The sequence below is a fragment of the Nocardioides sp. NBC_00368 genome, from assembly GCF_036090055.1.
In the GTDB taxonomy this organism is placed as follows: Bacteria; Actinomycetota; Actinomycetes; order Propionibacteriales; family Nocardioidaceae; genus Nocardioides.
In genome coordinates, this window is the sequence record NZ_CP107970.1 from 5,374,273 (window position 1) to 5,395,684 (window position 21,412).

The 21,412-nt window shown below is 69.2% G+C and carries 18 protein-coding genes; 7 read left to right on the forward strand and 11 right to left on the reverse strand.

Annotation, left to right across the window (positions count from 1 at the left end; all coding sequences use genetic code 11):
• Positions 1 to 8: 8 nt before the first annotated feature.
• Positions 9 to 3,563, forward strand: a complete 3,555-nt coding sequence (locus tag OG984_RS25750) for a colicin E3/pyocin S6 family cytotoxin (RefSeq protein ID WP_328528974.1) — start codon at positions 9 to 11, stop codon at positions 3,561 to 3,563.
• Positions 3,560 to 3,820, forward strand: coding sequence for a hypothetical protein (locus OG984_RS25755; protein ID WP_328528975.1), 261 nt, complete (start codon positions 3,560 to 3,562; stop codon positions 3,818 to 3,820). The genes OG984_RS25750 and OG984_RS25755 overlap by 4 nt, the downstream gene beginning before the upstream one ends.
• Positions 3,821 to 3,828: 8 nt before the next feature.
• On the opposite strand, the gene OG984_RS25760 is transcribed toward OG984_RS25755, so the two are convergent.
• Positions 3,829 to 5,109, reverse strand: a complete 1,281-nt coding sequence (locus OG984_RS25760) for a uracil-xanthine permease family protein (RefSeq protein ID WP_328528976.1) — start codon at positions 5,107 to 5,109, stop codon at positions 3,829 to 3,831.
• Between the two features lie 104 nt (positions 5,110 to 5,213).
• Between OG984_RS25760 and OG984_RS25765 the strand changes: the two genes are divergently transcribed.
• On the forward strand, positions 5,214 to 5,984 hold the full coding sequence (locus OG984_RS25765; RefSeq protein ID WP_328528977.1) for an LLM class F420-dependent oxidoreductase: 771 nt from the start codon (positions 5,214 to 5,216) through the stop codon (positions 5,982 to 5,984).
• A gap of 25 nt (positions 5,985 to 6,009) precedes the next feature.
• Positions 6,010 to 6,828, forward strand: coding sequence for a hypothetical protein (locus OG984_RS25770; protein ID WP_328528978.1), 819 nt, complete (start codon positions 6,010 to 6,012; stop codon positions 6,826 to 6,828).
• A gap of 4 nt (positions 6,829 to 6,832) precedes the next feature.
• On the opposite strand, the gene OG984_RS25775 is transcribed toward OG984_RS25770, so the two are convergent.
• The 3 genes from OG984_RS25775 to msrB are packed head-to-tail and all read right to left on the reverse strand — an operon-like array spanning position 6,833 to position 8,862.
• Positions 6,833 to 7,726, reverse strand: a complete 894-nt coding sequence (locus OG984_RS25775; RefSeq protein ID WP_328528979.1) for an aminotransferase class IV — start codon at positions 7,724 to 7,726, stop codon at positions 6,833 to 6,835.
• Entirely contained in the window at positions 7,726 to 8,421 is a 696-nt protein-coding gene (locus tag OG984_RS25780) for an HAD family hydrolase (RefSeq protein WP_328532392.1), read from the reverse strand. The genes OG984_RS25775 and OG984_RS25780 overlap by 1 nt, the downstream gene beginning before the upstream one ends.
• Before the next feature lie 36 nt (positions 8,422 to 8,457).
• On the reverse strand, positions 8,458 to 8,862 hold the full coding sequence (gene msrB, locus OG984_RS25785) for a peptide-methionine (R)-S-oxide reductase MsrB (RefSeq protein ID WP_328528980.1): 405 nt from the start codon (positions 8,860 to 8,862) through the stop codon (positions 8,458 to 8,460).
• Positions 8,863 to 8,960: 98 nt separating this feature from the next.
• Between msrB and OG984_RS25790 the strand changes: the two genes are divergently transcribed.
• Positions 8,961 to 9,404, forward strand: a complete 444-nt coding sequence (locus OG984_RS25790; RefSeq protein ID WP_328528981.1) for a cysteine dioxygenase — start codon at positions 8,961 to 8,963, stop codon at positions 9,402 to 9,404.
• Between the two features lie 4 nt (positions 9,405 to 9,408).
• On the opposite strand, the gene OG984_RS25795 is transcribed toward OG984_RS25790, so the two are convergent.
• The 3 genes from OG984_RS25795 to OG984_RS25805 all read right to left on the reverse strand — a co-directional run bounded on the left by OG984_RS25795 (position 9,409) and on the right by OG984_RS25805 (position 12,996).
• The gene (locus tag OG984_RS25795) at positions 9,409 to 10,704 is read right to left on the reverse strand and encodes a GNAT family N-acetyltransferase (protein WP_328528982.1); all 1,296 of its coding nucleotides are present in this window, start codon (positions 10,702 to 10,704) and stop codon (positions 9,409 to 9,411) included.
• A 39-nt stretch (positions 10,705 to 10,743) separates the two neighbouring features.
• Positions 10,744 to 11,619 carry a DUF4349 domain-containing protein gene (locus OG984_RS25800; protein ID WP_328528983.1) on the reverse strand — a complete coding sequence of 292 codons (876 nt, stop codon included), beginning with the start codon at positions 11,617 to 11,619 and terminating at the stop codon, positions 10,744 to 10,746.
• Between the two features lie 111 nt (positions 11,620 to 11,730).
• Positions 11,731 to 12,996, reverse strand: coding sequence for a hypothetical protein (locus OG984_RS25805; protein ID WP_328528984.1), 1,266 nt, complete (start codon positions 12,994 to 12,996; stop codon positions 11,731 to 11,733).
• A gap of 140 nt (positions 12,997 to 13,136) precedes the next feature.
• On the opposite strand from OG984_RS25805, the gene OG984_RS25810 reads away from it, so the two are divergent.
• A complete protein-coding gene (locus OG984_RS25810; RefSeq protein WP_328528985.1) occupies positions 13,137 to 14,222 on the forward strand; it encodes a DNA polymerase domain-containing protein in 1,086 nt (361 codons plus the stop codon).
• A 199-nt stretch (positions 14,223 to 14,421) separates the two neighbouring features.
• Here the strand turns inward: OG984_RS25810 and OG984_RS25815 are convergent, their stop codons facing one another.
• From OG984_RS25815 to OG984_RS25825, 3 genes are all read right to left on the reverse strand, one after another.
• Positions 14,422 to 14,946 (reverse strand): hypothetical protein, encoded by a 525-nt coding sequence (locus OG984_RS25815; RefSeq protein WP_328528986.1) that lies wholly within the window; start codon positions 14,944 to 14,946, stop codon positions 14,422 to 14,424.
• Positions 14,947 to 14,956: 10 nt separating this feature from the next.
• Positions 14,957 to 16,072 (reverse strand): ATP-dependent DNA ligase, encoded by a 1,116-nt coding sequence (locus tag OG984_RS25820; RefSeq protein ID WP_328528987.1) that lies wholly within the window; start codon positions 16,070 to 16,072, stop codon positions 14,957 to 14,959.
• 136 nt (positions 16,073 to 16,208) lie between these two features.
• On the reverse strand, positions 16,209 to 16,883 hold the full coding sequence (locus tag OG984_RS25825; protein ID WP_141779333.1) for a helix-turn-helix domain-containing protein: 675 nt from the start codon (positions 16,881 to 16,883) through the stop codon (positions 16,209 to 16,211).
• A gap of 89 nt (positions 16,884 to 16,972) precedes the next feature.
• Here OG984_RS25825 and OG984_RS25830 point away from each other — a divergent pair, with 89 nt between their 5' ends.
• Positions 16,973 to 17,818: a hypothetical protein gene (locus tag OG984_RS25830; RefSeq protein ID WP_328528988.1), complete on the forward strand. Its 846-nt coding sequence runs from the start codon at positions 16,973 to 16,975 to the stop codon at positions 17,816 to 17,818.
• 9 nt (positions 17,819 to 17,827) lie between these two features.
• Here OG984_RS25830 and mobF read toward each other — a convergent pair whose 3' ends face one another.
• Positions 17,828 to 21,331: a MobF family relaxase gene (gene mobF / locus OG984_RS25835; RefSeq protein WP_328528989.1), complete on the reverse strand. Its 3,504-nt coding sequence runs from the start codon at positions 21,329 to 21,331 to the stop codon at positions 17,828 to 17,830.
• Positions 21,332 to 21,412 lie beyond the last annotated feature (81 nt).

Consider the following 21,412-nt stretch of genomic DNA (forward strand, 5'->3'; position numbering starts at 1 on the left):
AGATCCCGATGGCCAGAAAGATGGATGACGTCGTCGAGGAGCTCCGCGAGGCCGCGACGAAAGCCATGAGCGATGTCGGCCAGTCTCTGAAGAAGAACGCCGACGATGTCGCCGACGGCATCCGGAAGCACGCGGACGCCCGGCGCGACCTGGACAGCGACATGGCGAGGTCCGGCTCCGACAAGCCCGGCCGGACCGACAGCCTGCCCTCGGACAAGGGTGGTACGGACAAGGACGGAAGCCGCGACCAGCAGGGTTGTGGTGACCCGGTCGATGTGGCCACGGGTGCGGTCTTCCTGCAGCAGACAGATCTGTCGCTGCCGGGCGATCTCGCCTTGGTCCTGACCCGGAAGCACTCGAGCGACTGGACCTACGGTCATTGGTTCGGTCTCTCGTGGTCCTCGACGTTCGACGAGCGGATCGATGTCCACGCCGATCTGGTCGGACGACGTTCGGCAGTCGTCGTGGCCGCTGATACCCGAGCGCATGTCTTCAAGAACCTCACGGCTGGCGAGGACGCCCGGCCGGTCGCGGGCGGGCCGCTCCAGCTGCACACCGGCGACGACGGTGGCTATCGCCTGCTGGACACGGCGACCGGCGAGACCCGCCACTACGGCACGGTCGTGGGCGGGACCGCTTGGTTGTCGTCGATCACGAATCCCTCGGGCGACTGGATCCGGTTCACCCGTGACGAACAGGGCGCACCTTCGGAGGTGACCCACAGCGCCGGGTATCGGGTGCAGGTGTCCACCACCGGAAATCGGGTGACCGGGTTGTCGGTGACCCGCCCCGACGGCGCTGACGCGGTGCAGGTGATGGGCTACCGCTACGACGTCCACGGTGATCTGGTCGGCGTCGTCAACGGCTCCGGCGAGGAGCTCGAGTTCGGCTACGCCCAGCACCGGCTGACCCGCTGGGTCGACCGCAACGGCACCTTCTACGACTACGTCTACGACGACCGAGGTCGATGTGTCTCCCAGGGTGGCTCCGACGGGGTCATGCGGAACACGTTCACCTACGGCGAGCCCAATGCCAGCGGCCTGCGCGAGACCCGGGTCACCGACTCCCGCGACCTCGCGACGGTCTTCAAGATCAACTCCCGCTACCAGGTCGTCGCGACCATCGACCCGCTCGGTGCCGCGACCAGCTCGGAGTGGAGCGAGCAGAACCAGCTCTTGGCCCGGGTGGACCCGCTGGGTCGCCGCACGTCGTTCGTCTACGACGCGGCGGGGAACCTCACCGAGGTCACCCGCCCCGACGGCAGCCAGGTCACGATGGAGTGGGTCGACACCCCGGCCGGGCCGCGCCTGTCCGGCCAGGTGCTGCCCGACGGCTCCGCGACCACGATGGCCTACGACGAGGCCGGGCGCCGCACCTCGGCGACCGACCCCACCGGCGCCACCACCTCGTTCGGCTACGGGGCCGACGGTCACCTGGCATCGGTCACCGACCCGCTCGGCCGCGTCCGCGCCATCGAGACCGACGCCGCGGGTCTGCCGCGGCGCGTGGACGAGCCCGACGGCCGCTGGGCCGAGTTCGAGCGCGACCACTTCGGCCGGGTTGTCGCCAGCACCGACGCCCTGGGCGCGCGCACGACCTACTCCTGGACCGTCGACGGCCAGCTCGCGTCCCGGGTGCTTCCGGACGGCTCGACCGAGACCTGGACCTACGACGGTGAGGGCAACCCGGTCTCCTACACCGACCCCGCCGGCCGGGTCACGATGACCAGGTTCACCCACTTCGACATGCCCGCTGAGGTGATGGCGCCCGACGGCACGGTCACGCGCTACGCCTACGACCCCGAGCTGCGGCTCACCTCGGTGACCAGCCCGCAGGGTTCCGTCTGGTCCTACGTCTACGACGAGGCCGGTCGCCTCGCGACCGAGACCGACTACAACGGCCGCACCCTGACTTACGCCTACGACGCCGCCGGGCAGATGGTCGAGCAGGTCAACGGCGCAGGTCAGCGCGTCGCCTACGACTACGACGCGCTCGGCAACGTCGTCTCCGAGCAGGCCGGCGACCAGACCACCACGATGGCGTACGACCCGGTCGGTCGCCTCATGCATGCGACCTCTCCCGGCGTCGACCTGGTCATCGAGCGAGACCCGCTCGGTCGGGTGCTCGCGGAGTCGGTCAACGGCCGGCGTACGGCCAAGACGTACGACGCCCTCGGTCGACCGACCCGTCGCACGACGCCCGCCGGTGTCGAGACGGAGTGGTCCTACGGTCTCGGGCTCGCGCCCGAGCGGATGACCGTCGCGGGCCAGGAGATCGCCTTCGAGCACGACCTGTCCGGCCGCGAGACCCGGCGCACCACCGGCGACCTCGTGCTGGAACAGACCTGGGATGCGTTGGGGCAGCCTCTGACCCAACGCCTCGCGCGCAATGCCGCTTCCTCGCCGGCGGATGTGCTCCAGGAGCGCACCTACGCCTACGAGTCCGCGGGCCGCCTGATCGGTGTCGAGGACAAGCTCACCGGCGCCCGCCGCTTCGAGCTGGACCTGGCCGACCGGATCACCTCGGTCGCCCTCGACGACTCGGTCTCGGAGACCTACTCCTACGACCCCCTCGGCAACATCACCCGCTCGGCCACCGGCGGCGGAGACACCGAGCGCCGCGTCTACGACGGCACTCTCCTCACCCGCGCCGGCCGCAGCCGCTACGCCTACGACGCCCAGGGCCGTCTGGTGCGCCATACCCGCACCCGGCTGTCGGAGAAGCCCGACACCTGGCTCTACGAGTGGGACGCCAACGACCGCCTCACCGCCGTCCGCACCCCCGACGGCACCCGCTGGACCTACCTCTACGACGCGCTCGGCCGCCGCGTCGCCAAACGTCGCCACGCCGAGGCCGGGGAGGTCGTCGAAGAGGTGCTCTTCGCCTGGGACGGCGCCGTCCTCCTCGAGCAGACCAGTGGCGGCGGTGAAACGCTCTCCTGGGCGCATCAGGGCCACCAGCCCCTCGCCCAGGTCGAGCTCACCCAGGACGAGGTCGACGCCCAGTTCTACTCGATCGTCACCGACCTCGCCGGCGCACCGTCGGAGCTGGTTGGCTCTGACGGGGAACTGCACTGGCACGCGCGCCGGACGATCTGGGGCGCGCCATCTGAGGATTCGGCGATCCCGCTCCGCTTCGCCGGCCAGTACTCGGATCCAGAAACCGGGCTCTACTACAACCACCATCGCTACTACGACCCTGACACCGGGCGCTACCTTTCCCAGGACCCACTCGGCCTCGAGCCGGCGCCCAACCCCAACACCTACGTCCACAACCCGACGACCTGGGTGGACCCTGCTGGGCTGGCTGGCGACAGCTACGTCCCGGCGCCCAGCACCTTGCCGGGATTCCCCGGGGCTCAGCGCGCCAAGCCGATGACGCCGGTTCAAGGCGGAGGCGGGCTGCGCAAGCGATGGACCTGGGACGGAAATATTCTCGAGTGGGACTCCCAGCACGGTGAAGTCGAGATGTACAACAAGCGTGGCAAGCACCTGGGAGCGTACGATCCGGAAACGGGCAATCAAGTGAAGGGCCCTGAGGCAGGGCGGAAGTGTGTGCGATGACGTGGCGGTTGGAGCGGTACCACCGGGTCGGCCCGCAGGGGTTGGTGGACGAAGTCGATCTCGGTGAAGACCTGGATGAAGAGGATCTTCGGAAAGCTATCGGCACCACCGGACCTGTGCGTTACGCCGAGTGGCCCGTGACCGGGGCACTGGTGGACCTCGTCCGCTCGCACCTTGAAGATCCGGCGTACTTGTCGCGTCTTCGGCGACTGCGTTACGAGCATTTCCTCGGGTACCGGTCCGACGAGAACGGATGAGGCACCAACTACCTCCGGAGCCGCGCCAGGGCGCGCATCCCGTGGTAGATCACGACCGCAGCGATGGTGCCCAGCGCGATGCCGGTGAAGGTGAGGTCGCCGAAGGTCAGGGTCAGGTTGCCGATGCCGATGACCAGCGCGACGGCGGCGGTGAACTGGTTGACCGGGTCGGCGAAGTCGACGCGGTTGTCGAGCCAGATCCGGATACCGATCAGGCCGATGAGGCCGTAGAGCGCGACGGTGATGCCGCCGAGCACGCCGGGCGGGATGGTGTTCAACAACGCGCCGAACTTCGGCGACAGCGAGAGCAGGATCGCGACCACGCCGGCGACCCAGTAGGCGGCGGTCGAGAAGACCCGGGTCGCGGTCATGACGCCGATGTTCTCGCCGTACGTCGTCGTCGCCGAGCCGCCGAAGCCACCGGCGATGGTGGTGGCGAGGCCGTCGGCGAAGAGGGCCCGGCCGGTCTCGCGGTTGATGGTGTCGTCGCCGGCGAGGTGGGCGACGCTGCGTACGTGGCCGACGTTCTCGGCGACGAGGACGAGCACGACCGGCAGGAACATCGGGACCACCGACCAGGTCACGTCCGGCGTGGTGAAGTCGGGCAGCCCGAACCAGGCGGCCTTCTCGAACGCCGAGGTGTCGATCTGACCCAGGAGCAGCGCGGCGATGTAGCCGACGACGACGCCGACCAGGATGGAGAGCCGGGCGATCAGCCCACGGAAGGCGACGGCGACGACCAGCACGGTGGCCAGGGTGATCGCGGCGACCAGCACCGCGCCGTTGTCGGGGTCGGCCGGGTCACCGCCGACCACGTTGTTGGTCGCGGCACCGGCCAGGTTGAGACCGATCAGCGCGACGATCGCACCGGTCACCACCGGCGGCATCAGCGCCTCGATCCAGCCGGTGCCGGTGACCATCACGATCACGCCCACCAGCGCCAGCAGTGCGCCGGTGACCAGGATGCCGAAGAGCGCAGCGCCCATCCCGCCGCCGCCCATCGCGGCACCGATCGGCGCGATGAAGGCGAAGGACGAGCCGAGATAAGAGGGCAGCCGGTTGCGCGTGATGAGCAGGAAAAGCAGGGTGCCGAGGCCGGAGAAGAACAGCGTCGTGGTCGGCGGGAAGCCGGTCAGCAGCGGCACCAGGAACGTGGCGCCGAACATGGCGACCACGTGCTGGCCGCCGAAGCCGATCGTGCGGGGCCAGCTCAGCCGCTCGCCGGGCTTGACGATCGCCCCCTCGCGTACGTTCTTGCCGTCTTCGTGCAGGTTCCACCCGAATCGCATCTCGCACCCCTCTTCAGCTCTCGTACGGCACGATCCGCCGCCTGCCGAACGATAGGGCCGATTCGTGCGGGTACGGAAGCCAGGTGCTCCGTAGGGTTGGACACATGACCATCCGCATCGGAGTCCAGATCCAGCCCCAGCACGCCGACTACGCCCAGATTCGCGACGCCGCGCGCCGCGCGGAGGAGATCGGCGTCGACGTGATCTTCAACTGGGACCACTTCTACCCGCTGTACGGTGAGCCCGACGGCAAGCACTTCGAGGCGTGGACGATGCTCGCCGCCTGGGCCGAGCAGACCACGCGCGTCGAGATCGGCTGCCTGGTGACCTGCAACTCCTACCGCAACCCCGAGCTGCTCGCCGACATGGCCCGCACCGTCGACCACATCTCCGACGGCCGGCTGCTGTTCGGCATCGGATCGGGGTGGTTCGAGCGGGACTACACCGAGTACGGCTACGACTTCGGCACCGCCGGCTCCCGCCTCGACGCCCTCGGCGAGGCGCTCCCGCGCATCGAGAAGCGCTGGTCCGAGCTCAACCCCGCACCCGTCCGGAAGATCCCGGTCATGATCGGTGGCGGCGGTGAGAAGAAGACCCTGAAGTACGTCGCGAAGCACGCCGACATCTGGCACTCCTTCTCCGACATCCCCACCCTCGATCGCAAGCGCGGCATCCTCGCCGAGCACTGCAGAGGTGTCGGCCGCGACGTCTCCGAGATCGAGATCTCCGTCGAGGTCAGCGACGTCGAGTCGGCCAAGGCGTTCGCCGACGCCGGAGCGACGCTGTTCACCCACGGCGTCAACGGCCCCGACTACGACCTCTCGTTCCTGGAGGAGCTCGTCGCCTGGCGCGACGGCCAGGGCAGCGCAACGTAGGTCCCGCCTCGGCCGTCATAACAACATGTGGCGATATGGGTGGGTGCTGCTCCTGGTGGCGGCGAGCGCATGTGGGAACGACCGGGTGCTCGACCCGGCCACGGGGAGCGGCACCGTCCGCTCGACGGGCACCGTGACGGTGCTCGACGACGGCGGTGGCCCGCAGCTGTGCTACGGGGCGATCGCGGAGTCGATGCCGCCGCAGTGCGACGGGCTCGAGATGACCGGCTGGGACTGGGCCGACCATCCCGAGCACGAGGAGCACGCGGGCACGCGCTGGGGTGATTTCCAGGTCACGGGCACGCTCGACGACACGACGTTCGCCGTGACCGACGCCGTGCCGGCCGACGACGCGTCGGTTCCGCCGGTCGAGGAGGTTGACTTCAGCACTCCGTGCCCCGAGCCGGAGGGTGGCTGGAAAGTTCTCGATCCCGAGCGGACCACGGTGGAGAGCCAGGAGGCGACCGTGGCCGCCGCGCAACGGTTGCCGGGCTACAGCGACCTGTGGCTCGACCAGACGCAGGTGGCGCGCCCGACGAACGACCCGCGCAAGCTCATCCTCAACGTACGCGTGACCGGTGACCCCGCCGCGGCCGAGAAGGAGCTGCGCGAGACCTGGGGCGGGATGCTCTGCGTCTCGCGCGCGACGGTGTCGCAGGAGGAGCTTGGCAAGATCCAGGAGGAGCTCTCGGACCAGCCGCACCACGTCAGCAGCGGTCTGTCCCGTGGCGTCGTCCACCTGCGCGTGCTGATCGACGACGGCGGTCTCCAGGAGCGCCTCGACGAGAGGTACGGCAAGGGCACGGTCGTTCTCGACGGCGCCGTCTTCGAGCCGGTGGAGTGAGGCGTCAGCCGACGACGACCGTCCCTGACGTCGCCTGCAGGTCCGCGTACGCCTTGGCGAGCTGCTGTGTCACCGGCCCGCGCTCGATCGGGCGGCCGTCGAGGGAGACGACCGGGGTGATGCCGCCCATGGTGCCGGTGACGAAGGCCTCGTCGGCGGTGTGGGCGTCGGTGAGCGAGAAGTCGCCGACGTCCACCGGCAGGCCCAGGTCGGCGGCGAGCTCCAGGACGGTGGCACGGGTGATGCCCTCGGGGCACGCCTTGGTCGTCGAGGTGCGCAGCACCCCGTCGCGTACGTGGAAGAAGTGCGTGGCATTGGTCTCGGCGATGAAGCCGACGTCGTCGAGCATCAGGGCGTCGTCGGCGCCGGCGTTGTTGGCCTCGACCTTGGCCAGGATCGAGGGGATCAGGTTGTTGTGGTGGATCTTCGGGTCGAGCATGTCGGCGCGCGGGCGGCGCTGGGCCGCGGTGATGAGCGTGATCCCGGAGTCGTCGTAGACCGGCGACTTGAACTCGGCCAGCACGATCAGCGTGGGACCCGACTGGTTGAGCCGCGGGTCCATGCCGGAGGTCACCTTCACGCCGCGGGAGAGGGTGAGCCGGATGTGGACGTCGTCGCGCATGCCGTTGGCGGCCAGGCACTCGCGGATCGCCTGGGTCATGAACTCGTCGGACGGGATGTCGGAGAAGGCCATGGCCCGTGCCGAGCGCCGCAGCCGGAGGAGGTGCTCGGAGAGCTTGAAGATCCGTCCCCGGGTGAGTCGCAGGCCCTCCCAGACACCGTCGCCGCCCTGGGCCAGCGAGTCGAACGGCGAGATCCGCGCCTCCAGGCGGTGGGTGAGCTCGCCGTTGATCCAGACCTGGATGTCGTCGTTGCGGGGGTCGTATGTCTGCAGCATCAGTCAACTTTCATGACATAGGGGGCGAGGCGATCGTAGTAGGGCAGGCAGCGCTCCAGGAGCGGCGCCAGGCGTGGGGGCAGCGGATCGGCCGCGCCGGGGGAGGAGGCCGCGAAACCGGTCGACGCCCAGACGCCTGAGTACCAGTGCGGGGCCCACACCCCGTCGGAGTCGCGCCGGCCGGCCGGCCAGGACAGCATCGCCTCGTCGAACTCGATCCCCAATGCCTCGCACAGCCCGACGAGAGCCGCGCGCGGCGAGGCCAGGATCGAGGCGGCATCGACCACCGGCCCGCCGAACTCCTCGAAGAGTGCCACCTGCTGCGGCAGACCGAGATCCTCGAGCGTCGGCTCCTCACGGACCTTGGCGTACGAAGTCAGCACCCGCTCCGGGTCCCGCACCAGGAACGCGTGCGAGAGCCCGGCGAAGGCGCCGTGGTCCATCTCCGGAAGCAGGTGATGGGTCATGTGCTTCTGGTACTGCACCGCCGAGCCGACCGGACCGGAGGTGATCTCCTCGGCCACGACCCGCCAGTCGTTCGGCTGGGAGGCGAGCACCTCGTCACGTCCTGGATGGTCGAGGCCGGTCGCCGAGAGGTAGGCGGCGTAGAGCGGCTCGTCGAGGACCGTGCAGTCCGGCCGGTTCTCGAACGAGCGCATCAGCGCCGTGGATAGGTTCCTCGGGCCTGACCACATGGCGATCCGCACTGTCACGGCGCCACGCTAGCCGGATCAGGCCTGATCCGCGGGCTCCAGCGAGATCGAGATCGAGTTGATGCAGAACCGGTCGCCGGTCGGGGTCCCGTAGCCGTCGGGGAAGACGTGGCCGAGGTGGGAGCCGCAGTTGGCGCAGCGTACTTCCACGCGGTCCATACCGTGGGACTTGTCCTCGATGTACTCCACGGTGTCGCTGATCGGCTGGTAGAACGACGGCCAGCCGCAGCCGGAGTGGAACTTGGTGTCGGACTCGAACAGCTTGGCCTTGCAGGCCTTGCACGAGTAGACGCCCTTGATCTCGGTGTCGGTGTACTCACCGGTGAATGCCCGCTCGGTGCCCGCCTGGCGCAGCACCGCGTACTCCTCGGGCGTCAGCTCTGCCCGCCACTCCTCGTCGGACTTCTCCACGTTGTAACCCATGGTTGAAATGGTACGTCTGGGGTGGGAGCACAACTCCATTGTCAAAGTGGACTGATCTACTATACTTAAACCGTACGACGCTTCTGGAGGAGGCCACCATGACCGCACTCGCCACACAGCCCCTGCTGGACGCCATCCGCACCTACGCCGACGACGAGGACCTGATCGCGCAGGTGCAGCCGCCCGAGACCGGGCGCGAGTTCCACCTGCTCCGTCGCGACGACGCGGTCGAGGTGTGGCTGATCGCCTGGGCGCCCGGCGCCAGCACGGGCTTCCACGACCACGGCACCGCGACCACCGCCTTCACCGTGCTCACCGGCAGCCTGGTCGAGCACAACTGGCTCGGCGGACTGCAGCTCGCCGACGTCGGTCCCGGCGATGCCCGGGCGCACACGGCCGGTCACGTCCATGACGTACGCAACGTCGGCTCGCGCCCGGCGCTCAGCCTGCACGCGTACGCACCGCGGCTGGACGCGATGCACAACTACCACTTTCGCGGCGACCGAATCACTCTGATCGGCGCCGAGCCGGGACGCGACTGAGCCGTCAGAAGCCGGTGATGCAGTAGGGCAGCGGACCGCCGTCTGCCATCGCCGCCCAGGTCTCGATCGCCTCGGGCGAGCCCGTGATCCGGCCGGCGGCCGCCAGGGTGCGTACGTCGACGCCGCCGAGATACAGGGCGCCGAGAGTGTCCGCGGCCAGCTCCACGGTCGGCGCGTCCTCGGTCCGGGAGACCTCGGCGACACCGTCCTTCACGACGACCCGCCAGGATCCGTCGGCGTGCCCGAGCGGGTCCTCGACGCCGAGGACGATCTCGCCGGCGGCGTACCACGGTCGCGCCTGAAGCGCGGTCGGCACGTCGAGCACGCGCAGCCACAGCATGTCGTCGAGCTCGGCGCTCTTGACCGCGAACGGCTCGGCGAGCGCCCAGTAGAGCGGGTCCTGCAGCGGAGCCCGGCGCCAGCCGACGCGCTCGACGAGGTCGATGTCGGCGAGGAACCGCCACAGCCGCAGGTAGGCCGCCGGGGTCAGCGCCACCAGGTCGACGACCCGGGCCATCCGCAGTCCGGAGTCGTTGCGCTCGTCGGCGGTCTTGTAGATGGCGTAGCCGTCAGGGGTGCCGGAGGCGTCGAGGTGCAGCACGGCCCGCTGCTTCGACTCGCCCTTCGAGTCGCCGTCGAAGTCGTAGGCGCTGGAGAGCCACGGCTCGTAGAACTGTGGCCGGGTGACGGACCCGCGGGTGCGCTCCTGGAAGGTGCCGTAGATCTCGGCGACCGTCTTCCAGGCGTCGGCCGGCTCGATCAGCGTCACCGAACCGTCGTCGGCCGGCACCTCGGGCCGGTAGCGGAACTTGGAGGTCACGTCGACCTCGATCTGGCGCAGGTGGGTGGCCGTGCCGAACCCGAAGCGGCCGTAGATGGAGCCCTCCGAGACGGTCAGCGCCGCCAGCGGCACCCCGGCGGCGACGGCGTCGGCGAGCGAGACGGTCATCAGCTTGCGCAGCAGCCCTTGGCGCCGGTGGGTGGGGGAGACGGTCACGTCGCTGATCAGCAGCGTCGGCAGGCTGGCGCCACCGCCCACGTTGACCGGCGAGGTCCAGGAGGAGAACGTCGCGACCGGGATCGTGGCCGAGGAGAACTCCGAGCTCTCCGCCCACGCCCCCAGCAGCGTCACCGAGTCTGCGCGGGTGTGGTCGCGCCAGACCTGGATCCCGTCGTCGTTGCCGCGTGACTGGTGGAAGCCACGCCGGGTGGCTTCGTACCACCCCTTCAGCTGGGCCTCGTCCCCGTCGAACGGGTCGAGGCTGCGGAAGACGAGACCGGGGTGCTCGAGCGCGCTCATGCTCAGAACGTACGCCGTCGGCACCCCGATCTCGACTGGTTATTCCTCCGTCAGGTCGGTGGCCGGGGCTGTCGTGACCACCTGCCGGCGGCGCCGCGAGAGGAGCCACACGGGTGCGGCCAGGAGCAGGACGACCGGCGTCCACGGGATGACGGCGCCGAGGGCGACCGCGAGGACGCGGGCCGAGGCGCCCAGCGCGTCCCAGCCGGCGCTCAGCCCGGCCAGGAAGCCGGGGTCGTCGTCGGAGGAGCCGCCGGGACCGGCCCGGTCGATGGAGACCGTGATCGTCGACAACGAGGTCTGGTCCTCGAGAGCCGCCTGCTGGGCGAGCAGCGAGTTGAGGTCGGCCTCACGACGGGCGAGCTCGGACTCGATCGAGATGACGTCGCCGATCCTCTCGGCGCGGGAGAGCAGCGTACGGATCCGCTCGATGCTCGTGCGGGCGTTCTTCACCCGCACCTCGGTGTCCACGACCTGGGTGGTGACGTCGGTGGTCGTGGTGTTGGAGTCGACCAGTGTGGCGGTGTCCTCGAGGTCGGCCATCGCGTCGTCGAACGACTTCGACGGGATCCGCAGCACCATGCGGGCGTAGCGCGGACCGTCGTCGTCGCTGTCGCTGGTCTCCTGCTCGGTGACCTGGCCGGCGTACTTGTCGGAGACGTGCTGCACCTGCGTACGCGTCTTTCCGACGTCCTTCGCGCTGAGCGCGACCGAGCCGGTGGAGATGATCGATGGCTTCACGACGGCCTGGTTCGGTGCCGCCGCATCCGCATCCTGCTCGGCCATCTCCGGACCGGCCGCCTTCCCGGCCGACGAATCGGCCAACGACTCGACCGGCGCCGAGCCGGCGTCGGCGGACTCGCCGGAACCGTCCGACCCGCCGCACGCGCCGAGGGCGAAGATGCTGACAATCACAAGGGCCGCACCCGAGATAGGCCTGACCTTTGCTGGTTTCATGCTCTCAGTACGCCCGGGGGCATGGAAACGGTGCGGGATCCGGCTGGTTTCTTCGGGCAATTCTCCGGATCAGCTCGTCGCGGCCGCCACCACCAGGGCGAGGGTCTGGGAGACGATGTCGGACCGCATCTCGGCGAGCGGCTCACCGCTGGCGTCTCCGGACAGCACCGGCACGTGGATGTGTCCCTGCTTGGTGTCCGCCTCGAGCGCGTCGCGGAGGGCGGTGGTGCGGTAAGCCGACTCGTTGGACAGGTAGTCACCGCCGCCACCAGCCAGCGCCGTGGAGCCAGGCGTCGGGTCCTCCCGGGTGACCGGCTCGGTCGATCCGGCCGGGATCTCGGTGACGACGCGGTTGATGTTCACCGGGAAGGTGCCGGGCACGGCCGCCTTCATCGCCTCGACCGGCAGCGTGGTCCGGGTCCACTGCGGCTGCGGGGTGGCGTGCGGCAGGTCCTCCGGGATCGGGATCGTCTCGTTGACACTGATCCGGTCGTTGTCGGGGAAGGTGCCGCGATGGGCGCCGTTCCACACCTCCAGGTCGAAACGGCCCGCACGGCCCTGGCTGATGGTGACGGCGGTGTCCACGTCGCGCTTGCCGGGAACCAGGTGCGGCAGGAAGGCGCGCTCGACGATGCCCTGTGCGAACGGCTCCCACAGCACCGGGAACACCACGGTCTGGATCTCGACGGGACCCTTCGCCGTCTGTACGACCCGCCCGTCCATCGCCAGCGCGGTCGCCCCGGACGGGTTCGACTGGCGGATGTTGCGATCGAGGGTGAACGGGTCGAAGCCGGAGGCCAGCACCTGCCTCGACCGGCCGGACTCGCCACGGGCGAAGGCGGTCGACTCGATCCCGCGCGAGCTCCGGTCGAAGGCGGCCAGCACCTTCGCCCGGGCGTCCTCGGACCAGGTCGGGAATCCCGGGGCCACGCGGGCGATCTCGAGCTCGCCCGCGAGACGCGCCCAGTAGAGCGGACGGTCGTCGCTGCGTGGCAGGTCGCCGCCGGCGTCGCCGCGGCCCTGCACCCGGTCGACCGCGCGCTGCCACAGCGCCTCGCCGGCGAGCCGTGCCACCGCGGTGGCAGCCTTGCTGTCGCGCGCCTCGCAGACGGCCGTCCGTACGGCGGCGGCGACGTCGTCGAACCCGGAGCGGGTCAGGATGTCGGTGACCGCCGGGTCGGTGAGCCGGGTGTGCTCCACCCGGATGTCGGGGGAGGCGACGGTCCCGCAGCCCGGATCGGCGCTCGCCGTCGCGGGCGCACCGGCGAGGCCGAGGGTGATGGCGGCGGCCAGGGCCGCCGTGGCGGCGGTAAGTGCCGTGGTTCGAGTCGACATGTGGGGGTCCTCCGAGATCGTGGCGGTCGCCGTACGTTGGAGCGGATCATGCCGGTCCCGGGACGTACTGGCCAGTGAGTTGCGGGTGCATCCGGAGGATTTCGCTGGGGGAGGGGCTTGGGTCGGGCTAGGTTGGCGCCATGGCGAAGACACCGGCGGCACACGTGCAGGCAGGCGAGCGCGAGGTGCGGATCTCCAGCCCGGACCGGGTGATCTACGAGGCGACGGACCGTACTCCCGAGGTCACCAAGCTGATGGTCGCGGAGTTCTTCGCGTCCGTCGGCGACCCGCTGATGCGGGCGCTGCGCGAGCGCCCGACCGCCCTGGAGCGCTGGCCCGACGGCTGGCGTGAGGGCATGAAGCTGGCCACCGGCCCCACCGACAAGGAGGGCGACGGCTTCTACCAGAAGCGCACGCCCAAGGGTGCGCCCGACTACCTCGAGGAGGTCGAGATCACCTTCCCGAGCGGGCGTAAGGCGCGAGAGATCTGCCCCACCGAACTCGCCATCCCGGTCTGGTGCGCCCAGATGGGCACCCTCACCTTCCACCCCTGGCCGGTACGTCGCGCGGACGTCGACCACCCCGACGAGCTGCGCATCGACCTCGACCCCCAGCCCGGCACCGACTTCGCCGACGTGGTGCGGGTCGCCGGCGTCGCCCGGGAGACTCTCGAGGAGCTCGGCCTGCGCGGCTTCGCGAAGACCAGCGGCAACCGCGGCGTCCACATCTACGTACGCATCCGCCCCGAGTGGACCTTCGAGGAGCTGCGTCACGCCGCGATCGGGTTCGGTCGCGAGCTGGAGCGTCGCGACGGGGGAGTGACCACCGCGTGGTGGAAGGAGGAGCGCGGGGAGCGCATCTTCGTCGACTTCAACCAGAACAACCGGGACCGCACGATCGCTTCGGCGTACTCGCTGCGACCCAAGCCCGGCGCCCCGGTCTCCACCCCGCTCACCTGGGAGGAGCTCGCCGAGCTCGAGGACCCGCGCGAGCTCAACCTCTTCACCGTCCCCGACTTCCTCGCCGAGGGTGACCGCTGGGCGCAGATCGACGACGAGGCGTACGACCTGACGCCGCTGCTCGAGCTCTGGGAGAAGCTGCCCGGAGGCGAGCTCAACTTCCCGCCCGACTACCCGAAGATGCCAGGAGAGCCGCCGCGGGTGCAGCCGAGCAAGAAGGTCGCGTCCCACTGGGACGAGGAGGGCAACCGGATCGGCGACAAATAGCAGAAGTGCCCGCTCAGCGCGGATCCCCCGATCGCACGAGCAGGCACTTCTTTGTCGCTGGATCCCCCCGGAACAGCGGACCCCAAGATCTTAGGGGAACGCGAGTCACAACTGCCACGTGAACCTGGTAACAGAGCGGTAACCTTTGATGTGCCCCCTGTCACATTTGCGGATTTCGCGGTAATGGAGGCGAAATGCCTCACATTCCGCTGATTCCCTCGCCCTCACCGGCCTGTTCGTCGAAGTTCTCGTGCTCGATCAGATGCAGCACCGGGACGTGAAGGTGCCGCCGGGCCTGGTGGGTCCAGTCGACGTGGAAGAACTCGGCCACGACGTGCGGCCGGGTCATGATGATCGCCTCGCGGCCGTCGACCTCGGCGACCTTGGCCCGCAGCGCTTTGACCGGGTCCTGGACCAGCTCGCCGTGGGCGGAGGCGCCCGAGGTCTCGAGGACCTTCAGGGTCTGGGCGAGGGCCTTCTCGGCCTCCTCCTTGGCTTCCTCGCGCACGGCGTCGAGGTCGATCTCGTTCATGATCATGGCCGAGCCCAGGTATTCGGCAGCGCTGAGCGTGCCCATCGCCGACTCGATCCGTGCGGCGGCGTCCTCCAAGGGCAGCAGCACGTGGTAGACCGGGTCCTCGACTCCCTCGTGGAGGGAGTGGACCCGGGTCGCGTCGTCGAGGGTGATTGCCTGCTCGACCAGGAGTACGACGTCGTAGCTCATGTCTCCGACCCTAGCCGGATTTAGACGCGCCTCCGAGCACTTCGGACAGCTCGTAGGCCACGGGTTCCTCGAGTTGCTCGTAGCCGCACGACTCCGGGTCACGGTCGGGGCGCCAGCGCTTGAACTGCGCGGTGTGCCGGAAGCGGCGCCCCTCCATGTGGTCGTAGCCGACCTCGAGCACCCGCTCCGGGCGCAGCGGGGTGAAGGACAGGTCCTTCCCCTGTGACCAGCGGCTCTGGGTGCCGGGGACCCGGTCGGGGTTGGCGGTGAGGAACTCCTGCCAGCGGCCCCACGGGTGCTCCTCGATGGGAACGACCAGCTCTTGCATCTCCTGCCACAGCTCGGCGCGTCGCACGGCGGTGAAGGACGCCGAGACCCCGATGTGCTGCAGCTCCGGTTGACCGTCCTCCCCGGGCGCGTACAGCCCCAGCAGCAGGCTCCCCAGCAGCGGCTTCTCCGGCGTGGAGGTCTTGTGCTCGCGGTAGCCTGCCACGACCACGTCCGCCGTACGCGAGTGCTTGATCTTCAGCATCGTCCGCTTGTCGGGGGAGTAGGGAGCCTCCAGCGGCTTGGCCATCACCCCGTCCAGGCCGGCGCCCTCGAACCGGGTGAACCAGTCCTGGGCGATCTCGGGGTCGGTCGTCGTCGTGCACAGATGGACGTTGTCCGAGGTCACGGTCGAGAAGATCTCCTCGAGCGCCGCCCGCCGTTCGGTCAGCGGCTTCTCCACGAAGCTCTCCTCGCCGATCGCGAGCAGATCGAAGGCGGCGTACGCAGCGGGCGTCTCCTCCGCCAGCAGCGTGATCCGGGACGCGGCCGGGTGGATTCGCTGCTGCAGCACCTCGAACTCGAGCCGGTTGCCGATCGCGACGAAGATCTCCCCGTCGAGCACGATCTTCTCCGGCAGCGCCTTCCGCATCGCCTCGACCACCTCGGGGAAGTAGCGCGTCAGCGGCTTGGTGTTGCGCGAGGCCAGCTCCACCTCGTCGCCGTCCTTGAACACGATGCACCGGAAGCCGTCCCATTTTGGTTCTAGTTGGACGTTGGGTGCCATGGAGAGCACCTTCTCAAGCGACGCCGGCTTGGCCAGCATCGGCAGGATCGGCGGCATCACAGGAAGGTCCACGCTGTCACGATAGGTGAGCCCGTGGGTGATCGTTGCCTCATTCGGTGTGTCGGTGGTCCAGGTGAGGCTGTCGGGGTTCCCGGTCGCAAGGTTCGCGATACTCGTCATCGACCTCGTCGGGCTCGCGGTGATGACCTCACCAGTGCCGCATCAGTGCTCGGATCTGATCGGGATCGAGCCCGTAGTCGGCCAGCCGTCGGAACACCCGCAGCCTCTTTGCGCGGGTAGCGGTCCGGCGTCTGTAGTCCTGCCCCCAGGCTCGAGCGTCGGCGAGGATCAGTTCCTCGACGGACTGATCCCGGGTCCATCCGACCAGTGGCCACCACGCGTCGCGGATCTCCGGGGGCAGGCCGTCGACCAGATCGGGCCACAGGTCGACCAGCAGCGCAGCGTCGACGTGCTCGAAGAGCTGGGTCTCGTCGCCATAGCGCAGCAGCCAGGCATAACCGGCGGCGCGTTTGTCGCGATCACTCAGCGCGAACACCCTGTGGTCACGACCGTGCCACACCCACAGCGGCGCGAAGCATTGCTCAGGCGACAACCGCCACAGCCGGTTCGGCACCAGCGCCGTGGACCGTCCAGGCCCGGCAACCGTGATCTGGTGGAAGGTGATCCGCTCGTTGAGGGCGAGCTCGAAGTCAAGGCATCGCAAGATGCGCTCGAGGACGGCGAGGGTGGGCGACTTCGCTCCACGTTCGTAAGCCGACAGCGATGGCTGTGATGTCCCGCATCGGCGCGCGAGCGCCTCTTGGGTCAACCCGCGAGCAGCGCGAGCGGCCTCCAACAGTGAGCCCTCGTGGCCGACGGCCATACCAAAATATAACTCTTCAGATCTGGCACGCTCAAGATCTGCATTTGTCTTGCGCACCTACCTGGTGACAGCCAGGAATGGGGGCCTCGATGAGTGTTGCAGACCAGTTCGGACTCGACGATCCAGCGTCACCGCTGCTCGCTGAAGCGCGAGAAGGGTGGGAGCGATGGTGCGCTGTCGACCCGTGCCTGGCCGTGGTCGATGACCTGGCTGACCTCAGGGAATGGACCCGCCAGGCTGACGTCGCGAACAAGGCGGCGGTGCTGCGGACCCTGGCGACGCTGACCGCGACCGACCGGTCAGCAGTCGCTGCCCTGGTGTGGCTTCTGATCCCCGGAGGGTGCCGGGTTGCGGAGGCGTTGAGCGATCTGTCGCCCGACATCGATGCGCTGGTCGCCTCGGAGCTGTGGCTGCAGGCCGCCCAGGCGCATCGGCTACGAACGCCGTGGCTGGCCCGGGCGCTGTTGAACGCGACCCGACGCGAGGTCGCGGCCTCACTCGGGGTCGGCAGTCGTGCCGACCGTCACTGGGCGCGCGTGCTGCTCGCCGACGACCTCACCACGCTCGCGAGCGGTGCCGGCGATCGTGAGTCGCCGGAGGCGGAGGTCGCGCCGGAGGTGGAGCTGGGCGAGTTCTTCGACGAGGCAGTCCGCGACCACGCGATAGCAGAGGATGAAGTGCGCCTGCTCTGCGAGCTCGCGGCGTCAGCCGAGACCGTCGGCGCACCGCTGCATCGCGGTCGATTGGGCCTGACTACCCCTGCGGCCGTCGAACTGGTCGCCCACGACCACCCGGAGGCCGCGCGTACGCTGCGGCGACGCGCCGCCCATGCACTGGACCGCCTGAAGACCTACGCCGCCGCGTGCACCGACGACATCAGCCTGGACCGCTGGCGTGCCGACCACCAGGGCGGCGACGAGGTCGGCGCAGCGTGACCCCCGGGGTCACATACCGATCGCCGATGGGCCAGCATGCCCGGCGGACTCGGATCGTGACTGAAGCGGGTCGCGCGGGGTGAGCCTGCGGACGCGGTAGGTCAGGGCGGCGATGGCATGCCCCTCGGGCAATGCGCCGCTGCTCAGGGCACGGTCTAGCAGTCCGCGGGAGTCGTGGCCGCGGCGATGGAGCGTGTCGAGCAGTCGAGCGAGCTCGATGGCTTCGCCTCGGGTGTGGTCGTCCTGGGCCTGGATTCCTGTCCGGCGGAGGATCAGCTCGTGCCAGCGCTGGACCGAGTCGCTGTAGCGACCAGTGAGCTGCCGCAGGAGATGGCGTTGGAAGCGGCCGGCGCGCGGTTCGGTGACGGCTGGCCCGGTCGGGCGCGGATCGTCCTCGGGTACGCCGCGGGCGGCTCGCCACAGCGCGACGGTGTCGTGGAGGTCTCCGAGGACATCGGCGTACCGCGTCATCCAGGCCGGACGCTTCTGGCTTTCGATCGCCGTCGGTATGTCGGCGCCGACCAGGTGGTCGAGGAAGCCCTGTCTTGTCACCTCGACATGTTGGGAACGAGCGGTGAGATATGGACCCCAGGACTCATCCCGCGCCAGGTCGGCAGGTATCGCGGGTAGCCAGGGGAGTGGGCCTTCGCCGGCCGCGTCGAGGGCGTCTTCCCAACCGCTGCCAAGCACTCGCATTGCTCCGGTGGCGACCGCGTCGGCGTAGCGTAGGGAGGCGTCGTGGAGCTGGGTGGACCAGCTGCGGCCGCGGCGGAGCGTGGTGGTGGCCGAGACCGCAGCACCGTCACGACCGACCACGTCGTCGAGGATCTGGATCGCGGTCAGTTGTTCCTGCAGTCCAGGCAGCATGCACTGCCGCCGATCGGCCTCGACGGGGTCGATCGGTTCGAGCACCAGATGGACGTGGTTCTCGCGGCGGCCGCGGGTCAGCATCGTGTACAGCATCTGCCGATCCTCGCGGCCGTCGACGATCCCGTGGACGACGTCGGCGGTGAGGCCTTGTGCGGTGTGAACGGTTGAGGCGTAGCCGAGCTCGACGTGGTCGTGCACGTATTCGGCAGGCAGCGACGCCTTCAAGCCGGTTGTGGCGTGGCGTACGGTCAATGCGGCGCCGCGGATGCGGGTGATGGTCCACCGGTCACCGTTCTTGACCCAGTCGGTGCCGGAGACGGCCAGGCGGCGCTGGTTGTGACGGGTGATGATCGTGTCCCCGACTGATGCCTGGTTGCCGTCGGCCAGTTCGACCTCGGTCCGCGGCGCGATGCCGGCGAGACGCCGGGTGCGTGCCTGGTGGTTGAGGGTGGCGGCCATGTTTCGGGTGGGGGCCAGCATGAGTGTGTCCAGCCCGTCGTCTCGGTCGTGTTGCCAGGCGGCGAGGACCTCGGCGATCGTGGTGTCTTCGTCGGCGGTGTGGATGCGGTCGTGGTCGAGGTAGAACCCGATCGCGGTCTGATCACCGTCGCGAAGGTCTAAGGAGGCTGCGGCCTCGCCGGGGTCGATGAAGCGTACGACTTCCTCGAGCCGGTCGGCTCCGTGCCGATGGGTGATGTCGCGCAGCACGCCACCGGCGCCGACGGCGGAGAGCTGCTGGTCATCGCCCAGGAGCCGGATCGTGGCACCGCGCGAGATGCAGAACGCGACTACCCGGTCGAGCGTCAACGTGTCGGCCATTCCCGCCTCGTCGATCACCACCAGGGTCTCTGGTCCGATCCGGGTGCTCAGCCCACTGCGACGGTCACCCCCAGTGTTGGTGGGCTGGGTGGCGACCTCGTCGTCGATCTTCGCGAGGGTCTCGCAGGGCAGGCCGGTCGCCTCCTGAAGTACCTTCGCCGCGGCGGCCGACGGTGCCAGCCCGATCGCGTCATAACCATTCATCGTCCAGACCGCAGCCAGCACCTCGACCGCGGTCGTCTTCCCCGACCCCGCCGGCGCCAATGCGAGGCGGACCCGGTGACCACCACCGGCCAGCGCATGCACGAGCGCGTGTTGTCCGTCATTGAGCCGTACCCCGGCGACCGCGCTGGCGGCCAGGACGATGTCCACTTCTTCCGCAGAGAACGCGAAGTCGCTGCCCAGACCGGCCGCGTCGACCAGTCGCTGTTCGGCTTGAAGGATCCGCTGACTGGTGTAGTGATCGGCGCCGGTATGTCGATACACGCTGGTTCCGCCCGAGCGACGAAGGCCACTGGGTTGGCGAAGATCGGTCCTTTGGTCGATGGGATCGTCGTCCGGCGTGAGCGACACCGACATCCCGACGGCCGCCGCGACGACCGCATCGGCCATCGCGGGAAGGTCACCTGCCCTGATCTGACCAGGTGCCATGGCCCGCACCTGACGCTCCGCCTCTGCCCGCAGATGCCAGCTTTGCCAGGTCGCCCGACGGGTCTCGAGCTCGGTGATGACGGCGACTGCCATTGCGTGGATCACGTGTGTGTCGACGACGTCGGTAGAGGTCGATCGGCGCACCGGCGGCGACACATCCAATGCTTCGTGGATCATCGCGGCGAGGGTCGACTCGCTCCCGAGGAACTCCGATGCCTGGCGGCGCCAGATTCGTCGCTGGTCGGCCTCGGCGCGCGGCTCATGCTTAGGGGCGCGCGTCTCTAGATTGGCCTGCTGTACCAGCCCGAGCCGTTCCGACTCTGTCGGCGGCCGACCGTGCTCCGCGATGAACGCGCTCACGAGGTCGTCCTCACGGCGGTCGATGTCCCGGGCCCGCCGCGACCACACTCGACACAGCCCGGCTGAGACACCCACGATCTCGCGGACAGCGCGCCGCTCCCGAGGGTTCGCCCGTTCGGCGAACGTGACACCGAGCGCCTCGCCGAGCCGGTACTCGAGTGCGGTGTTATAGGTCTCCGAGATCGCCACCGTGTGCTGAAATAACAGCCGGCCATAGACGGTCAGCCACTTGCCCGAAAGTTTCGCCTGCACCTTGTTCGCGACGGCGACATGGGTATGAAGGTCCGGGTCGCCGGCACGGGAGTCCCGGTGGCGGAACGCGGCCGCGATCAAGCCGCGGGTCTTGACCTGCCGCGCCCCGTCGGTCCCTTCGCGGGTGAACAGCACCTCGCGCTCGACATACGCCATCGCGTCGTTGACCGCGGCATCGTGGGCCTGCTCGATCGCACGCGCGATCTCGGGTGGCGCGACCGCCCAAAGCGTCGAGACCGACTTCACCGGGCTGAAGGTCAGATCGAACCCTGCCACCCCGTCCGACCGCGTCCGCCGACCCAACGGTCTCCCGGTGACGGGATGCTCGCCGACGCCGAACAGGTGGCCCATCTGTTCGGCTGTCACCACATCGCCCGCGTTGATCCCGTCCGGGCCAGCGAAGGCGTCGAGCCCAGATCCCGCCCACCGACCGGGCGCCTCGCCCTTGGCCTCGTAGTAGTCCGCCAGCGCTGTGGCGCCGAGCTCGGTGGAGTCACCCGCCGCTACCTGGCGGGTCAGGTACTCGTACCCCGAGCCTGCGGTCAGCTTGTGGATCGTCATGGTCACGTACCCCAGGGGCAGGGGAGGACCGCGAGTGGCCGAGGGGGAGCGGGAATGAAAGAGGTCTGTGCGTTCTGCGGG

What these genes read in the sequence shown, in the direction of transcription:
- OG984_RS25750 (WP_328528974.1), top strand. Translation starts at nt 9, where the DNA reads ATGGCCAGAAAGATGGATGACGTCGTCGAGGAGCTCCGCGAGGCCGCG.
- OG984_RS25755 (WP_328528975.1), top strand. Translation starts at nt 3,560, where the DNA reads ATGACGTGGCGGTTGGAGCGGTACCACCGGGTCGGCCCGCAGGGGTTG.
- OG984_RS25760 (WP_328528976.1), bottom strand. Translation starts at nt 5,109, where the DNA reads ATGCGATTCGGGTGGAACCTGCACGAAGACGGCAAGAACGTACGCGAG.
- OG984_RS25765 (WP_328528977.1), top strand. Translation starts at nt 5,214, where the DNA reads ATGACCATCCGCATCGGAGTCCAGATCCAGCCCCAGCACGCCGACTAC.
- OG984_RS25770 (WP_328528978.1), top strand. Translation starts at nt 6,010, where the DNA reads ATGTGGCGATATGGGTGGGTGCTGCTCCTGGTGGCGGCGAGCGCATGT.
- OG984_RS25775 (WP_328528979.1), bottom strand. Translation starts at nt 7,726, where the DNA reads ATGCTGCAGACATACGACCCCCGCAACGACGACATCCAGGTCTGGATC.
- OG984_RS25780 (WP_328532392.1), bottom strand. Translation starts at nt 8,421, where the DNA reads ATGTGGTCAGGCCCGAGGAACCTATCCACGGCGCTGATGCGCTCGTTC.
- msrB (WP_328528980.1), bottom strand. Translation starts at nt 8,862, where the DNA reads ATGGGTTACAACGTGGAGAAGTCCGACGAGGAGTGGCGGGCAGAGCTG.
- OG984_RS25790 (WP_328528981.1), top strand. Translation starts at nt 8,961, where the DNA reads ATGACCGCACTCGCCACACAGCCCCTGCTGGACGCCATCCGCACCTAC.
- OG984_RS25795 (WP_328528982.1), bottom strand. Translation starts at nt 10,704, where the DNA reads ATGAGCGCGCTCGAGCACCCCGGTCTCGTCTTCCGCAGCCTCGACCCG.
- OG984_RS25805 (WP_328528984.1), bottom strand. Translation starts at nt 12,996, where the DNA reads ATGTCGACTCGAACCACGGCACTTACCGCCGCCACGGCGGCCCTGGCC.
- OG984_RS25810 (WP_328528985.1), top strand. Translation starts at nt 13,137, where the DNA reads ATGGCGAAGACACCGGCGGCACACGTGCAGGCAGGCGAGCGCGAGGTG.
- OG984_RS25815 (WP_328528986.1), bottom strand. Translation starts at nt 14,946, where the DNA reads ATGAGCTACGACGTCGTACTCCTGGTCGAGCAGGCAATCACCCTCGAC.
- OG984_RS25825 (WP_141779333.1), bottom strand. Translation starts at nt 16,883, where the DNA reads ATGGCCGTCGGCCACGAGGGCTCACTGTTGGAGGCCGCTCGCGCTGCT.
- OG984_RS25830 (WP_328528988.1), top strand. Translation starts at nt 16,973, where the DNA reads ATGAGTGTTGCAGACCAGTTCGGACTCGACGATCCAGCGTCACCGCTG.
- mobF (WP_328528989.1), bottom strand. Translation starts at nt 21,331, where the DNA reads ATGACGATCCACAAGCTGACCGCAGGCTCGGGGTACGAGTACCTGACC.